The sequence below is a fragment of the Oliverpabstia intestinalis genome (genome assembly GCF_009696065.1).
In the GTDB taxonomy this organism is placed as follows: domain Bacteria; phylum Bacillota; class Clostridia; order Lachnospirales; family Lachnospiraceae; genus Oliverpabstia; species Oliverpabstia intestinalis.
Window position 1 is genome coordinate 26146 of record NZ_VUMS01000005.1, and the last position, 15886, is coordinate 42031.

Annotated in this window: 15 protein-coding genes; 14 read left to right on the plus strand and 1 reads right to left on the minus strand. The window is 47.6% G+C overall.

The genetic code is table 11. From position 1 onward, the window contains the following. The first annotated feature begins 168 nt into the window (after window positions 1-168). The 11 genes from FYJ57_RS03445 to FYJ57_RS03495 all read left to right on the plus strand — a co-directional run bounded on the left by FYJ57_RS03445 (window position 169) and on the right by FYJ57_RS03495 (window position 12997). On the plus strand, window positions 169-507 hold the full coding sequence (locus FYJ57_RS03445) for a hypothetical protein (RefSeq protein WP_154431539.1): 339 nt from the start codon (window positions 169-171) through the stop codon (window positions 505-507). Further along, entirely contained in the window at window positions 504-5528 is a 5025-nt protein-coding gene (locus tag FYJ57_RS03450) for an MBG domain-containing protein (protein ID WP_154431540.1), read from the plus strand. The genes FYJ57_RS03445 and FYJ57_RS03450 overlap by 4 nt, the downstream gene beginning before the upstream one ends. 78 nt (window positions 5529-5606) lie before the next feature. Beyond that, window positions 5607-5900 (plus strand): winged helix-turn-helix domain-containing protein, encoded by a 294-nt coding sequence (locus tag FYJ57_RS03455; protein ID WP_328597427.1) that lies wholly within the window; start codon window positions 5607-5609, stop codon window positions 5898-5900. A gap of 364 nt (window positions 5901-6264) precedes the next feature. Then, the gene (locus tag FYJ57_RS03460) at window positions 6265-6405 is read left to right on the plus strand and encodes a hypothetical protein (RefSeq protein WP_154431541.1); all 141 of its coding nucleotides are present in this window, start codon (window positions 6265-6267) and stop codon (window positions 6403-6405) included. A gap of 189 nt (window positions 6406-6594) precedes the next feature. Then, on the plus strand, window positions 6595-7044 hold the full coding sequence (locus FYJ57_RS03465) for a sigma-70 family RNA polymerase sigma factor (RefSeq protein ID WP_328597428.1): 450 nt from the start codon (window positions 6595-6597) through the stop codon (window positions 7042-7044). 331 nt (window positions 7045-7375) lie between these two features. Further along, a complete protein-coding gene (locus FYJ57_RS16505) occupies window positions 7376-7693 on the plus strand; it encodes a hypothetical protein (RefSeq protein WP_154431543.1) in 318 nt (105 codons plus the stop codon). A 398-nt stretch (window positions 7694-8091) separates the two neighbouring features. Continuing rightward, window positions 8092-8466, plus strand: coding sequence for a GntR family transcriptional regulator (locus tag FYJ57_RS03475; protein WP_022173008.1), 375 nt, complete (start codon window positions 8092-8094; stop codon window positions 8464-8466). A 2-nt stretch (window positions 8467-8468) separates the two neighbouring features. Beyond that, a complete protein-coding gene (locus FYJ57_RS03480; RefSeq protein WP_154431544.1) occupies window positions 8469-9317 on the plus strand; it encodes an ATP-binding cassette domain-containing protein in 849 nt (282 codons plus the stop codon). After that, entirely contained in the window at window positions 9314-9988 is a 675-nt protein-coding gene (locus FYJ57_RS03485; RefSeq protein WP_154431545.1) for an ABC-2 transporter permease, read from the plus strand. Before FYJ57_RS03480 ends, FYJ57_RS03485 begins: the two co-directional genes overlap by 4 nt. A 268-nt stretch (window positions 9989-10256) precedes the next feature. Further along, entirely contained in the window at window positions 10257-11585 is a 1329-nt protein-coding gene (locus tag FYJ57_RS03490; RefSeq protein WP_154431617.1) for an MATE family efflux transporter, read from the plus strand. 56 nt (window positions 11586-11641) lie between these two features. Further along, the gene (locus FYJ57_RS03495) at window positions 11642-12997 is read left to right on the plus strand and encodes an MATE family efflux transporter (RefSeq protein WP_154431546.1); all 1356 of its coding nucleotides are present in this window, start codon (window positions 11642-11644) and stop codon (window positions 12995-12997) included. 159 nt (window positions 12998-13156) lie between these two features. Here FYJ57_RS03495 and FYJ57_RS03500 read toward each other — a convergent pair whose 3' ends face one another. Then, complete coding sequence (locus FYJ57_RS03500) at window positions 13157-13576, minus strand: hypothetical protein (RefSeq protein ID WP_154431547.1); 420 nt, start codon at window positions 13574-13576, stop codon at window positions 13157-13159. Window positions 13577-13869: 293 nt separating this feature from the next. On the opposite strand from FYJ57_RS03500, the gene FYJ57_RS03505 reads away from it, so the two are divergent. From FYJ57_RS03505 to FYJ57_RS03515, 3 genes are all read left to right on the plus strand, one after another. Continuing rightward, window positions 13870-14142 carry a hypothetical protein gene (locus FYJ57_RS03505; protein ID WP_022172983.1) on the plus strand — a complete coding sequence of 91 codons (273 nt, stop codon included), beginning with the start codon at window positions 13870-13872 and terminating at the stop codon, window positions 14140-14142. Between the two features lie 10 nt (window positions 14143-14152). Continuing rightward, complete coding sequence (locus tag FYJ57_RS03510) at window positions 14153-15076, plus strand: hypothetical protein (RefSeq protein ID WP_154431548.1); 924 nt, start codon at window positions 14153-14155, stop codon at window positions 15074-15076. A 93-nt stretch (window positions 15077-15169) separates the two neighbouring features. After that, window positions 15170-15865, plus strand: coding sequence for an N-acetylmannosamine-6-phosphate 2-epimerase (locus FYJ57_RS03515; protein ID WP_154431549.1), 696 nt, complete (start codon window positions 15170-15172; stop codon window positions 15863-15865). Window positions 15866-15886 lie beyond the last annotated feature (21 nt).

The following is a 15886-nucleotide window of genomic DNA, read 5'->3' on the forward strand; positions in this document are numbered from 1 at the left end:
TGACTGGCGCATGGAGCCGTCCCAAATCGGGGCGGCTCCAATTTTTTTTGAAAATTTTTTTGAAAAAATTTTGATTTTGGGTGAGAGGATTTCTGATTTTTTGTATTTAGGATAGAAGAGGGGTGCAAAAGACGCCCCGATGACGAAACGCGAAAGGAGGTTTTGATTATGACCGGTAGGACGGAAATCCGGGTGCGGGAGATCCGCCGCAGGACGCGGCGGTACAGGCGGCGGCGTGAAAACCGTGAGCTTTTTTCTCTTACAGCGTTTGGCCTGTTTCTCCTTGCCGGTATCAGTGTTCTCCTGCATGGCGTACAGGCGCCGGGCGTCTCCGCTGTGGCGGAGGGCTACGGCTCGGTGCTGCTGCGGGAGGATGCGGGCGCGTACATCGTGGTCGGCATCGCCGCCTTTGTGGTAGGCGTGACACTGACCGTGATCTGCATCCGGCTCAAAAAGAAAAAAACAAACCGCACGGAAGATGCGGGAGAAAGTGAGGAGCAAACATGAAAAAACGAATACTCAGCATCCTGCTGATCTGCTGCATGGTGCTGACAATGCTGCCCGCAATGGCCCTTGCCGAAGAAAGCGGGCAGACAGGCGGCGGCGTTACCGCAAGCGGCCTGTGTGAACACCACCCGGCGCATGATGACGAGTGCGGCTATACCGAGGGGACGGCAGGGACGCCGTGCAGCCATGAGCATACGGACGATTGCTATACGGAAGTAACCGACTGTGTCCATGAGCATACGGAGGACTGCTACCCCCAGAACAGCGTATCAGGCAACAATGCTACCTCGTCCAATGCGGACGAGCCTACCGAGTGTACCCATGTGTGCAGCGAGGAAAGCGGCTGTATCACAAAGCAATTAAACTGCCAGCATGAGCATGACGAGGACTGCGGCTATACCCCTGCCACGGCGGGAACGCCCTGCGGCTACGTCTGCGAGATATGCGGCGCAGAGGATAATTCGGCGGAAGCTATGACCGTAGAGCGCGTACAGGCCATGATCGATGCGCTTCCCGACGCGGAGGAAATCACGGAGGACAACGCGGAGGAAGTGACGGCCCAACTGGAAGCCATCGACGAGGCAAAGGCGGAGCTGACGGACGAGGAAATCGACGAGCTGGACATTACCCGCTACATGGCGGCGGCTGCCGCGCTGGGTTCGCTTGCCGCGCCTATGCTGCTGGCAAATGCTGCGCCTGCCGAGCAATTCAACCTCACCCCCGGCGGAACATACTGGTTTGACCTCTCCGGTGAAACTATTCCCGGCACGGTAAACAGCTCAGTGCCGGACACCACCCTGCACTATGTTGCATTTACCTACGCCGGAACGGTGGAGGCCTATAAGCTCACATCGGAAATGCAAACTACGGAGGACTACGCAACGCAGAACAAATACCCCCACAGCCTGTTTGTGGCGGATTATGCCGTGACGCACACCGTAAGCTGGTATACACTGAAAACCGCCGGCCTGATTTTCGGGAGGCGCTATACCGGCGGCAGCGTGGACTATACCCTGCGTGCGCCGTCTGGTGGAAGTCGGTCTACCGGTTCAGGCGATTCAGAGCGCGGTACGCCCCAAAGCAATGAGTGGGACGCGGTGCTGGACAAGAACAGCGGCTACATCAAAAACTGGAACAGCATGTTATCGTGGGGACAGGACTCAGACTCAGCATGGGGCGGGGGGTATCGTGTGACTCGTGGGTGGAATTCGGCCCGCTTCTGGATTCTCCGCGGTACTGCGTACCAGTACGCGAGCGTCGGTTTCCGCCCCGTCCTTGAAGTCCTGAACACTGACGCACTGGGCTCTGACGGACTGAAAGCAGTTACGCTTGATTTGAACGGCGGCAAGCTGGGCGGCAGCACAGATAATATTCAAATTATTGTCAAGAACGGCGCGGCCTTTACCGCTCCTGCGTCCGACGGTCTGACCCGTCCCGACGGCGACACAGGTAGCTTCTTCATCTGGAAGGGCAGCAACGGCAACCTTTACGCCCCCGGCGACAGCGTTCCGGCAGGCGTTACCCTGCTGACAGCCAAGTGGGTAAATAGCGTATCTAGCGTATCCACTGAGGATGAATTAAGAGAAGCCCTTGATGCAGGTGAAACCTCCATCAAGCTGGTTGGCGACATCAATCTTTCAAGCACACTTGACCTGACTGATAAAAATATTACTCTTGACCTCAACGGTTATGTTCTCACAGGTAACATTCAGTTAGCTGATAGCTCTGCGTTGCCGGATTCAATACTCACTCTTATTGACAGCAATCCAACCGCAACTCATGCAGACAGCTCTCTGCCGGCAGGCGGTGTGGTAAAAGGTAATATCACTCTGACCCGCGGAAACGGCAGAGTAAGCCACCTTTACGCCAACGGAGGTACTGTAACAGGGCAGACATCCCTGCCCAGTTATGCCGGCGGAATTTTCTGCACAAGCGATACCCCGACAGCCTTTACAGGTTATGTCGGCAATTACGGCGAAATCCACGGCGGTATATTCTACGCCGGTATCAACGAGAGTTGTATTAAAGAAAACACCGTGACATTTATGAACGGCGACAGCCGCTACGCACTTGAGGTTGTGGCAAGCGGTAATAAGGTGGTCGCACCTGTCTCTACGCCGCTTAAAGCCGGATATGACTTTGTAGGCTGGTACAACGGTGATACCAAATACGAGTTCAACCAAACGATCACAAGTGACATCACACTGACGGCACAATGGACGCCTGCCGAGCAATTCAACCTCACCCCCGGCGGGACGTATTGGTTTGACCTCTCCGGTGAAAACATTCCCGGCACGGTAAACACCGGAACCAGTTATGGAGCGGTTTCCATGCCGGACACCACCCTGCACTATGTTCCCTTTACCTACGCCGGGACGGTGGACGCCTACAAGCTCACATCGGCAATGGCGACTACGGAGGAATATGCGGAACAGAACACATACTCCCACAGCCTGTTTGTGGCGGATTATGCCGTGACGCACACCGTAAGCTGGGATGAACTGAATAACGCCGGCCTGATTTTCGGCAAGAGCTATACCGGCGGCAGTGTGGACTATACCCTGCGCGCGCCGTCTGTGGGAAGTTGGTATACCGGTTCAGGCGATTCAGCGCACGGTACGCCCCAAAGCAATGAGTGGGATGCGGTGCTGGACAAGAACAGCAGCTACATCAAAAACTGGTACCGCATGTTATCGTGGGGGCAGGACACAGCAAGAAGCGGCTCGTCGTATCATGCGCTTCGGGGGTATTCCTCGGCCCGCAACTGGGACTTCAGCAGTGCTACCTATCAGTACGTGATTGTCGGTTTTCGCCCCGTCCTTGAAGTCCTGAACACTGACACACTGGGCTCTGACGGACTGAAAGCAGTCACGCTTGCTTTGAACGGCGGCAAGCTGGGCGGCAGCGCCGATGATATTCAGATCATTGTCAAGAACGGCGCGGCCTTTACCGCTCCCGCGTCCGACGGTCTGACTGCGCCGCAGGTTGGATATAGTGCGCAATGGCAGGACAGTGACGGCAACCTTTACGCCCCCGGCGACAGCGTTCCGGCAGGCGTTACCACTCTGACGGCACAATGGACAGATACCTACACGGTCACGCTTCACCTCAATGACGGCACCATTGCCAACGGCAAGGATGTGACCGAATACACCTACGGCACAGGGGCAACCCTGCCGACGGCAGATGATATAACCCGCGCTGGCCACACCTTTGAGGGCTGGTATGAGGACGAGAATTTTTCCGGTTCCCCTGTCACGGAGATCAGCGCCACCGACACGGGCAAAAAAGAGTTTTACGCAAAGTGGGAGCAAAAGGCCAATGCGGGCCTGTCCGTTGACGCTGTACCGGAAAAGACCTACGGTGATCCGGCGTTCCAGCTGAATGTCCACGCGGACAGCGATGGCAAAGTGACTTATAGCTCCGACAATGTGAATACGGCGACTGTGGACGAAAACGGAACTGTAACCATCCATCAGGTGGGTACAGCCACCCTGACGATCCGGATAGCCGAAACTGCCAAATATCTGCCTGGAGAAGTCACTGTTACCATTACCGTGGTGCGCAAGAACGCCACCCTGACGGTGGAGAAGCTGACCTACAGCGTGACCTACGGGGACGCCGATTTCATCATCGGCTATGCCTCCGAGGGCGAGAGCAGTGTGACCTTTACCAGCTCCAACGAAAAAGTAGCCACTGTGGACAAGAACGGTGTGGTACATATCGTGAGCGCCGGCAGCGCGACAATCACGCTGAATATGGAGCAATCCGGCAATTATAACGCTGTGAGCAAAAAGGTGGAGGTGATTGTGGCTCCAAAAGCAATCACAGTGACAGCCGACAATCAGACCAAGATTTACGATGAGGATGATCCTGAACTGACCTATACGGCAGTTGGCTTAGTTGGCGAAGATACCCTGACCGGAATCACCTTAACCCGTGCCGATGGCGAAAATGCGGGTGAATATGACATTACCGCTTCCCAGGCAGACGGCGCAAACCCGAACTATGAGATCACCTTTGTCCCCGGTACGCTGACGATTGCAGCCAGGGATATTGCGGACGCTGAGGTAGAGCTGGGCGCGGCGCTGATCGCCAACGGAAAGACACAGGAACAGAATATCCAGCGCGTGACGGTAAAGAACGCAAAGGGCGAAGAACTGGAAGTTACCTATACCGTGACCGGCAATCAGGCAACGGAACCGGGCGCTTACACCATAACCATCACCGGCACCGGCAACTTTACCGGAACAGTTACCAAAACCTTTGTGATCGCGCCTGCCGCTGACAGCAAGGTAGACACGAATGAAAGCGGCGATGTCGTGATAGGCAAGGGAACCATAAGCGTGGAAGTGGTGCAGGAAACCGGCGCTCCGGAGGCAGAGATCAGGACCGGCAAGGCGGCCATCATTGAGATGCTGGTAGCCAGCGGCGATCTGACAGCCGAAGAGCTTTCCCAGGTAGGGGACGGCGCGTCCATCCGCGTGTTGCTGAAAGTAACGGTTGCTTCCACGACCATTACGGAGGAATCCAAAGCGCAGATAGAGAAAGCTGCTGAAGGCTATGTTATCGGTCAGTATATCGACATCAGCCTGTTCAAGCAGACCATCTGTAACGGCCAGGCCGGGGAACTGATCCGGCTTACCGGAACCTATGAGGAGATGGAAATTTCCCTTGTGGTGCCGGAGAACCTGCTGAACAGGGATAACTCCGTGACCCGTACCTTCTGGATCATTCGGAACCATGACGGTAAAGTGGAGTTCCTGCCGGCGACCTACGATGCACAGACGAATACCCTGACCTTTAAGACTGACAAGTTTTCGGACTATGCTATTGTGTACAAGGATGCGAAGAAAGCGGCAGAAAATCCGACTAAGCCAGACAATACTGCTACCGGCACCTCTCCGCAGACAGGAGATCCTGCCATCCTGTGGATATGGTTCGTGCTGCTGTTTATATCCTGCGGCGGCGTGATAACGACCATTTACATTGGCAAGAGGAAAAAGGATAAGGCTGAATAAAACAGCAATCTGGCGGTGGTGGGCAAAACCTGCCACCGCCTTTTCTTTGAAAGGGGTGATACCATCGGACGCATTTTAGTGATAGAGTTCAATGACCAGGATTCGTCGGTCTTTGACGAAGTGATGACTGTATTGAAACATCATTCCGCCTTTGAACAGTTGCGTTTTAATGAGGAAGATGTGTTATCCCTTCCGGGACTGGAAATATACCCGGATCGTCGCAAGATATACCGGAACCGCCGGGAAATCAATCTGACTGCAAAGGAATATGACCTCCTATGTCTGCTGGTGGCAAATAAAGGCCGTGTCCTTACCTATGAACAGATTTATCAAAGGATATGGGGCGAGGAACCACTCGGCAATGAAACATAGGGTGCCATATCCGCAATCTGCGGGAAAAGCTATATGAAGCAGCGCCGGATACACCTTTTACGATACGATGTGTCCGGGAGATCGGATATTGTTTTGACATGGAATCTAAATAGTATGGTTTAAGGAGCAGCGGCTTGAGAAATCAGGCCGCTGCTTTTCCGATAAGATTGTCCAAATTCCGGCCAAGTCTGATTTTATGCGACTTTCTGGCCCTATTTCCTGTCGCAACTTGCGATATATTATGCCGTTTCTACTGTTAATCTAAGGTTATTCTACTGTTTTGTACAATATAATCTCCCCATTGACAAATTCATGTGGGGAAATAAGAGGTGTTTTAGCGTTCTTTCCCCGGTAAGGGGGATTTATGGAACGGATTGGAATGGCGGCAGGAGCAAACCCGCCGAACAAAAACCAACGAAACAGCCTCGTACATACCGCAGTCCTTGAGGGGATTGCGGTATTTTTTGTTCGACAGGGTTTTGCTTATTCCCGTCCCGGTTTCTAATATCTGGCAAGAATCACCAATTTCGCGCACCTGCTTTACCGTGGGTGCGCTTTTCTTTTGTCGAAAAATGGAATTGTTTGCGCTGTCTGCGCCCCTATCAGTGTGACAAAAGCCTTCTGCCGCATTGCCGCGGCCCTCCAATCGGTCTGGATTTCTCAAAAAAATTCAGAATGATTGGAGGTACTCAGCGTGGATGCTGACAGAAAAAGGTTATGGATCAGCGGGCAGTTCATTGAGGTATCAGAGGAAGTCTACGCCGTCTATATGCAGGGCGACCGGAAAATGCGATATTTTGAGAATGACCTGAAAACAGAACGGACCGTTTTGGACAAGGAAGGCCGTGTGGTAAAAGTGATCCCCAGCCGGGAGGATTCGCTGGACAGGCTTGCGGAAGATCAGGCGGCACAGTTTGCTGACCGGCATGAAAGCGTGGAGGAAGCTGTTTTACGCAGGCTTTCCATTCAGGAGCTATACCAGGCGTTAGAGCAGCTCAGCCAGAGCGAAAAGGCCCTGATTAAAGCCATCTTCTTCGACGGCAAGACGGAACGGGAATATGCGGAGGAATTGGGCGTATATCATAATGCGGTACATACCCGGAAAATGCGTGTCCTTAAAAAATTGAAAAAAGTTTTGGCATAATGTGTGCAAGCCCCTCACTTAACGGCAAAGAAAGTGAGGGGCTTTTTTTCTGGCCTCCATGTTCCTTGAAAATTGAATACCCATTCATCAGGCACATTCCCATTGCTATTGTGATGAGCATAAGCCACATGAGCTGCTGCGCCACGATATACCAAATGATATTTTTGCGGAAAATGCGTGGTATTTCAGAAACGCACTTGTCCGTGCAAACTATACGAACCTGCAAAAAGGTATTCACGAAACAACAGAGTATTTGGAAGCGTTTCTCAGAAATCTGCTTTTGGACGAGAAAAATGAGCTTCATAATCGAAACCTTCATATAAGTGAACTTTTGAACGAAGAGAAAGTGGACATTTGGGTTACAAAAGTGGATATTGAGAATGGAAAAGTGGACATTCAAGACAAAAAAGTGGATATTGAAAGTGTACTTTCCGAAAAAGGTGGTGATTTTTCGGTAAAAACGACGATTCATATCCATAGACTTTTTGAAAAGTTTGGTTTCGATGAGGTGTTTGGAAGAAGTGCAGTTATGGAACTTCTTGGGCTGAAAGGTTCAGGTGCTTCAAAACTTCTTTCCAATTTGGTGCAGGCAGATATTATTGAACCGGTATCCGGTCACGGAAAAGGGAAATATAAATTCAAGAAGTAATGTATAGCTTGTTTGAAGTTTTATAAGTTTTTTCTTGAGGTTGTTTTTCATAAAATTCCCTATGGTGAAAGTTTTTATTTGCTTGATAATATAATCTATTTCAAGTTCAGCATTATCATTTATTTGCTGAACCTTTTCTTTATTACTTAAATCGAAAATCGGAGTCCAAGTATCCGGCATTTTCGCACTGAATCTTGCGGACAATGATAAGCCTTTAGGAGCAAGGCTTTAAAACACAAGCAGTTAGTCTATGAAAGTAGGGTAGCTGCTTTTTCGTGTCCCCAAATATATCCCGATAGTCAGCTTTTGTAAAAAAGTAAATCAAATAGAATAAACAGTATACAACAGTTGACAACAGTACTACACTGTTATATACTGTTTACAACAGGAGGGAATATATGAAGATTATAATCAATAACACATCGATGGTACCAATTTATGAACAGATCATGGAGCAGATCAAGGCGCAGATTATCTCCGGACAATTAAAAGAAAATGATATATTGCCATCTGTGAGAACGATGGCAAAGGAGCTGAAGATCAGTGCACTTACTGTGAAGAAAGCATATGACAATCTGGAAGCAGAGGGAATGACTGTCACAGTTCATGGAAAAGGAACGTATGTAGCGGCTTCGAACATACAGCTGATGGAAGAAGAGCGCAGGAAAGAAGTTGAGGCGGATCTGGAAGCGGCGATTCAGAAGGGAAGGCGCTGCGGAATGAAAGGGGAAGAGATCCGTTCATTGTTTGAACTCATCATGGAGGATGAATAAGTATGTTAGAAATCAAAGGAGTAAAGAAAAGCTACGGAGAATTTCAGTTAGACTGTTCGTTAAATGTCGAAAAAGGAAGAATTACCGGTCTGGTTGGAGAGAACGGAGCCGGTAAGAGTACTTTGTTTAAGGCGGTACTCGGGCTCATTTCTTATGATGCCGGCGAGATAAAGATTCTGGGAAAAACACAGGAAGAGTTAAGTGAAAAAGAGAAAGAGGAGCTGGGAGTCGTCCTGGCAGAAGCCGGATTCACCGGATATTTGAAAGGAAAAGATGTTGAAGCAGTCCTTGCCAGATTGTATCCAAAGTTTGAAGCAGAAAAATTCCATCAGATGTGTGAAGAATATCAGATTCCGTTGAATAAATTCATAAAAGAGTACTCAACAGGAATGAAGGCAAAGCTGAATCTGATCATTGCATTGACACATCAGGCAGAATTCCTGATGCTGGACGAGCCGACAGCAGGGCTTGATGTCGGAGCGAGGGAAGGGATGCTGGATATTTTAAGAGAGTATATGGAAGAGAAGCCGGAGAGAAGTATCCTGATCAGCTCACATATTTCTTCGGATCTGGAACATCTCTGTGATGATATTTATGTGATCCACAAAGGAAAGATTGTGCTCCACGAAGAGATGGATACGATTCTGGAAAAATATGCAGTGTTGAAAGTCAGTGAGGAACAGTATCGGGCAATGGATAAAAGGTATCTTTTAAAAGAGAGAAAAGATTTTTTTGGAATCGCCTGTCTTACGAACGAGAAGCAGTATTATATGGAAAATTATCCGAAAATCGTAGTGGAGAGCGGATCACTCGATCAGGTGATTCTTATGTTAACAGGAGGCGAGAGATGATGAAAGGAATCAGAGGGCTTTTGGAAAAGGATTTTCGGTTGTTTCTTCGGCAAGGTGGCAATCTTTTTCTGGTATTAGCAGTTGTAGCAATATTTTTTATACTCACGGGAAAAATGGGAGCTGACTTCATTGCAGTGTATATTCCATCTGTTATGGCAGTATATTCAGGTAATACGATTAGCTACGATGAAAATGGTCATGGATACACATATTTGTTTTCTTTACCCGTAAATAAAAAAATATATGTCAGAGAAAAATATATTTTATCTTTTATTATGACAGTATGTGGATGGTGCATTGGGGCAATCTGTGCAGGAATAGCCACGCTTATAAATCCTGAAGAAGTGTTAAATCTGGAAATGCTGGCAATGGAGCTGATCACATTCTTTGTGGTTCAGGCAGTTGCGGGAATTATGATTGCGATCCGACTAAGGTTTGAAGGAGAGAAGGGACGAATCGTGCTGCCGATCGCAATTTTAATTATTTTTGCAATTTGTTATACAATTGGTTCTTTTCTGAAGGCTAACCTGGAATTAAAAGAAAGCATTCTGAATGTGATAGGAGGAACAGGAGATCTTGAAATTGCGATTGCACTTATTGTGTTGAGTCTGCTTGTATGGTATGCTTCGTATAAGTATAGTATGAGAGTGATGAGAAAGAAAGAGTTTTAAGATAGGAATTGGCAAAAACGAAAAAACATTAACCATAAAGATACTTTTGTAACAGATGGAATCTTTGGAAATGAGTATCCGGAGCAGTTTTGCCAAATGACATGGCAAGTTATATAAAATCGTGTTACAATGGCTTTTGTCAGGCTACCTGGGACTATGGAAAATAATGAGAAAATGAGAGAAAAACAGGTAGCATAGAATCTGCGGACATTAAATAAAAAACAAAGGAAAGCGGGGGGATTTTTTGAATGCAGAGAGCAAAACACGAATGACGGAAGGAAGCATCTCCAGGAAAATTATATTTTTTGCGATTCCGCTGTTTATCGGAAATCTGTTTCAACAGTTGTATAATACAGCAGACTCTCTGATCGTTGGCAATTTTCTTGACAGTAATGCCCTGGCGGCGGTCAGTTCCTCGGGAAATCTGATCTTTCTGATGGTCGGATTCATCAACGGAATCGCGCTGGGTGCAGGCGTTGTTATCGCGAGGTATTATGGGGCGAAAAATAAGGAATATTTACAGAAAGCGATCCACACGACAGTAGCGTTTGGGCTGGCGGCAGGTCTTGCATTGACGGCGATCGGGATGTTTCTGGCGCCAAAGATTCTGGTGCTGATGGGAACACCGTCGGAGGTGCTTCCGCAGTCGATCGAATATTTCCGTACTTATTTTGCGGGTTCCCTTGGATTTGTCATGTACAATATTTTTGTCGGTATCTTACAGTCGGTCGGTGACAGCCGGCATCCGCTGATCTATCTGATCGTGTCCTCGTGTATCAATGTGGTGCTGGATATTTTTTTTATCGCAGGCCTTGGCATGGGAGTCGGGGCAGCGGCGCTGGCAACGGCGATTTCCCAGTTTGCCAGTGCAATTTTCTGTATGATTCACCTGATGCGGACAAAAGAAGAATATCGGTTACAGATCAGCAAGATCGGTTTTGACGGGCTCATGATGAAACAGATCATTCAGAATGGTGTGCCGTCCGGTTTTCAGAACTCCGTGATCTCTATTGCCAATGTTTTCGTACAGACTAATATCAATGCTTTTGGAAAAATGGCGATGGCAGGCTGCGGTTCTTATTCAAAGATTGAGGGATTTGCGTTTCTTCCGGTTACATGCTTTACGATGGCGCTGACAACCTTTGTCAGCCAGAATCTTGGTGCGAAGCAGTACGACCGTGCGAAAAAAGGTGCGCGGTTTGGCATCCTGTGCTCCATAGTGATCGCGGAACTGATCGGTGTTCTGATCTATGTGGCGGCTCCGACGCTGATCGCGGCATTTAATGGAGATCCGGAGGTGGTACATTATGGTGTGATGCAGGCGCGGACGATTGCGCTGTTCTATTTTTTGCTGGCGTTTTCTCACTGTATCGCAGCAGTCCTTCGCGGCTCCGGTCATGCAGCAGTTCCTATGATCGTCATGCTCTGTGTCTGGTGTCTGTTCCGTGTCAGCTATATTACCGTTGCTGTGCACTACATTCCGGATATTCGTGTGATTTTCTGGGCATATCCGCTGACCTGGAGCATCAGCTCGGTGATTTTCCTGTATCTGTTTTTACGTGGAAAGTGGGTATATGGATTCGAGAAAAAAAGATAAAACAGATAGTTTTATCACAGGTACTATAATTTTCAGAATTGAGGAAGAATGTTCGTATGCTAAATAAAAAAGAATTCTTAAAAAACGCATCAAGATTAGCCTTTCCGATTATGATCCAGAATCTGATCGGAACACTGGTAAATATGGCAGATACAGTAATGCTTGGATATGTGAGTCAGACGGCTATGTCGGCATCCTCCCTTGCCAATCAGTTTACATTTATTCTTTTCTGTTTATATTACGGTATGGCAGCGGGAACATCGGTTTTATGTGCCCAGTACTGGGGAAAAGGTGATAAAAAGACAGTAGAAAAGATACTTGGTCTGGCGGAACGAATCTCACTGATTGTTTCTGCTGTATTCTTTGCCGTCTCCGTTGCCATGCCGACTACTATTATGAAGATTTTTACCAACAGTCCGGAGACGATTGCTTCTGGTGGTGAATATCTGAGGGTGATTTCCTTTTCGTTTGTATTTATGGGATTCTCTCAGGTTTTTATGAGTGCCCTTCGAAGCATCGGGAAAATCATGCTGCCTTCTGTTACGTATGTAGTTTCTCTTTGCGTCAATGTAATCTGTAATGCCACTTTTATCTTTGGTTTGTTTGGACTTCCGAAGCTTGGTGTTACCGGAGTTGCTCTTGGTACGGTGATTGCCAGAATCGTAGAGGTAGTGATCTGTCTCGTTTACTCGTTACATAGTTCCGATGTCAGATTCCGGATAAAATACTTCTTTGCCAAAGCAGGTGTTCTGTTCCAGGATTTTATGAAGATCGCAACGCCGGCTGTGATCAATGATGTTGTCTGGAGCCTGGCCACTTCAGCATTTGCAGCGATCCTTGGTCATATCGGCGATGATATGGTTGCGGCAAATGCAGTTGCTGTTATGGTGGTAAATATTGGTGCCATCGCCTGTCGTGGCTTCTCCAATGCAACTACGATCATTGTCAGTCAGGAGCTGGGCAAAAACGGTGTTGACACAGCCAGAGAATACGGAAAACGCATGCTCAGGATCACAATTGTTGTCAGCCTGATCGGATGTGGTGTTATTCTGGCGATTCGACCAGTGATACTGAATTTCTATCGTGACAAACTGACAGAGACCGCCATCTATTATCTTGGTGTCTTTATCATTATGACAACCTGGCGTCTTATGGGGGAAAGCATCAATACCTGCCTGATATGCGGCTGCTTCAGAGGTGGCGGTGATACCAGATTTGGAATGATCACGGATACGATATTTATGTGGCTTGTTGCAGTTCCCCTTACCTACCTGGCAGCATATGTATTCAAGCTGCCGCCGATCTGGGTATACTTTGTAATGACCCTGGATGAATTCGAGAAAATGCCGGTGGTATTCGTTCATTATATCAGAGGAAAATGGCTTACGAATATTACCAGAGATTTCGAGTGATCAGGGGAACATTGGAATCATTATATAAAAGGAACAGTACAATGAAAACGGGCTGAATGGCATCTTCTGCTATTCAGCCCGTTGCTTATGTATCGTTTTAAAAAATTTTGTGGAACCAGGGGCATGTTTCAGGAAAGGATGTTATCCCTGAGCTGCGATTTATTCGATTCTTTCCTCGTCTGCCCCCGTTGGCTTCTTAAAGTGGCCGACAATTATTTGTACAAGAACCATGCCTCCGATAAATGTAAGAAGAAGACCTGCCGGAATTCCTATACAGGCCAGAAGGAACGTTAAAGGGTCATCGTCGCCTTTCATTTTGTATTTGCCTCTTGGTGTCAGATAAACTTCGACATTTTTTTCGTCGCCTATGCTGACTTCCCGGTAGTAGATACGTTTCCCTGTATATTTTATTCCATCCGCTTCATACGAAAGCTTCGTCACATACTCGTCGTAATCGTCATATTCGTCGTCCGAACTCTTTATGTCATAATCGATAACACGGGCTGTGACCGTTCGAACATCCGTTGATTTCTTATATTCTATGCTGGATACGATTCTGTTAACACTCCATAAAAACAACCCTACAACTGCAAACAGGAATAAAAGACATATTAGTACCTCACCTATAAATTGTCCTGTTTTCCTCGATTTGTTTTTTATATACAATCCCCCTCTCAGCTTACATGATCCTGCTTATCAGCTTTGCGGTAGCTGTTGTCGTATCTGCCGAAGCGTGTTGCGAGGATGGAGTGAGCAGCAATAGAAGGGTTGTGTGAAATAAATTAAGTATCGAATCGATGTGGAATATGTTATACTGAGAAAAAATGTGAAACCCTATGTTTGTGAGGGCGGTTTACACAGAAAGGACAGATATGGAAAAAGCAAGAACAGATGTATTATATTACGCGTTGAAGGAAAAAGGCTATCCCGATGATTTCTGCCGGGAGATTGCATATAAGCAGATGAACACGGATTATACCGCAACACGGATGCTGGGATATCTGTACCGGGTATCGAACCCACGCCCGGAAGATGTAGTGGATGAGATGCTGGCTATCTTAAGTGACCGGAATGCGATCATTCAGAAAAAAGAACTGGAACATGCACAGGCAACAATCAACCGGATCTACAGAGAAGGGTTGTGACAGTCAGAATATGGACAAAAGAAGAACAGCAGTAAACATAGGATGCATCTGCCTCATTTTCCTGTTTATCTTTGGATTTTACAAATGTATCCAGTGGGATAATACGAGCAGAAGAGAACAGGAAGAAGCAAAAGAACAGAAGGAACTGGATGAAAAAGCAGCAGATGAGAAAGCATATGAGCAGGCAAAGGAATATATGGAAAATTACCGGATCAGCCTGCAAAAAAAGATGCGGGCCGCCGGAATCGAGGATCTCAGAGTATGTTATGAACAATACAATCAGAGAACGTACTCCGATACTTATAATTTCTTGGATGATGATTCCGACTATCAGTATTTTTATTATGAACTGAGTTATTACTGTGACTCCATAGATTCTATATTCGAAGAGGCTACAAAAGATGGAAATTATGATCCTTTTGTGGAACTGCTGAAAGAGGAGTGCAAAGTAAAAGACCAGCGACCGGTGGAAAGAGATGGCTTCTATAAAATATTTGTCGGAGACAGAAAATATGCTGTAAAGATCAATGAAAGAGACCCGGAGGGCGAACTGACAATCTCCCGGGAATACGGAGTGTATTACAGGATCGAGCAGGGAGAAGACGGGTATGAACTCTATACGAACCGGGGAAAAATCTATCCGGAGGAAGAGAAAAATGGATCCGGAAGCGGTAATTCCGGAAGTGCTTCCGGAGATGCCGGAGGATCCGGTTCGGGCAGTTTCTACGGAGATGCCGGAGGATCCGGTTCCGACAGTTTCTCGGGACATTCCGGTGGCTCAGGTTCCCTGAAAAAAACAGATCCCTACGATGTGGATGATTACGATGATCCCGATGATTTTGCGGAAGAGTGGGCAGAAGAGTTTGGAGACGATGATTATGATGACGGATATGACGATGCCTATGATTACTGGGAAGAAGAGTATGATGATTAACTAGAGCGTGTCTGAAAAAGAAAAGAAATTTTCACAATGCAGTTTTGCAGACAATCTTGTGTTTGGGCAAGAGAGGAAAGGTGGAATTAAAGGATGGAGAAGCAGAAAATATTTGAACAGATCAGGGGAGGGCTTATTGTCTCCTGTCAGGCTTTGGAGCATGAGCCATTGTATACAAAAGAAGGAGGCATCATGCCACTGATGGCGAAAGCAGCAGCGCAGTCGGGAGCAGTCGGAATCCGTGCCAATACTGTGCGGGATATTACACAAATTAAAGAAGTAGTAGATCTTCCGGTGATCGGAATTATTAAAAAAGACTATGAAGGAACACCAATGTATATTACGGTGACGATGAAAGAGGTGGATGCCTTAGTCGCATGTGGTGTGGAGATTGTAGCAGTGCAGGGAACCGGTTCCAGACGCCCGGACGGAAGCAGTGCGCCGGAATTCATCCGCGCGGTCAAAGAAAAGTACCCGCAGCAGCTGGTGATGGCAGATTGCGCAACGATAGAAGAAGGAATCACATGTGCACAGGCAGGAGCCGATTTTGTGGGGACTACGATGCGTGGCTATACACCGGAGACAAAGGGATGTGATGATATTGATTATGCGTTTATCCATGAACTTTCTGAGAAATGTCCGGCAAAGATCATCGCAGAGGGACATATTCATTATCCGGAACAGGCAAAAAAGGCTCTGGAAGCGGGAGCATTCGCCCTGGTAGTCGGAGGGGCAATCACAAGACCTGCGGAGATCACATCAAGATTTGTTTCGGCGATCCGAAAATAAGAGAGCAAATAGAACGTTGGT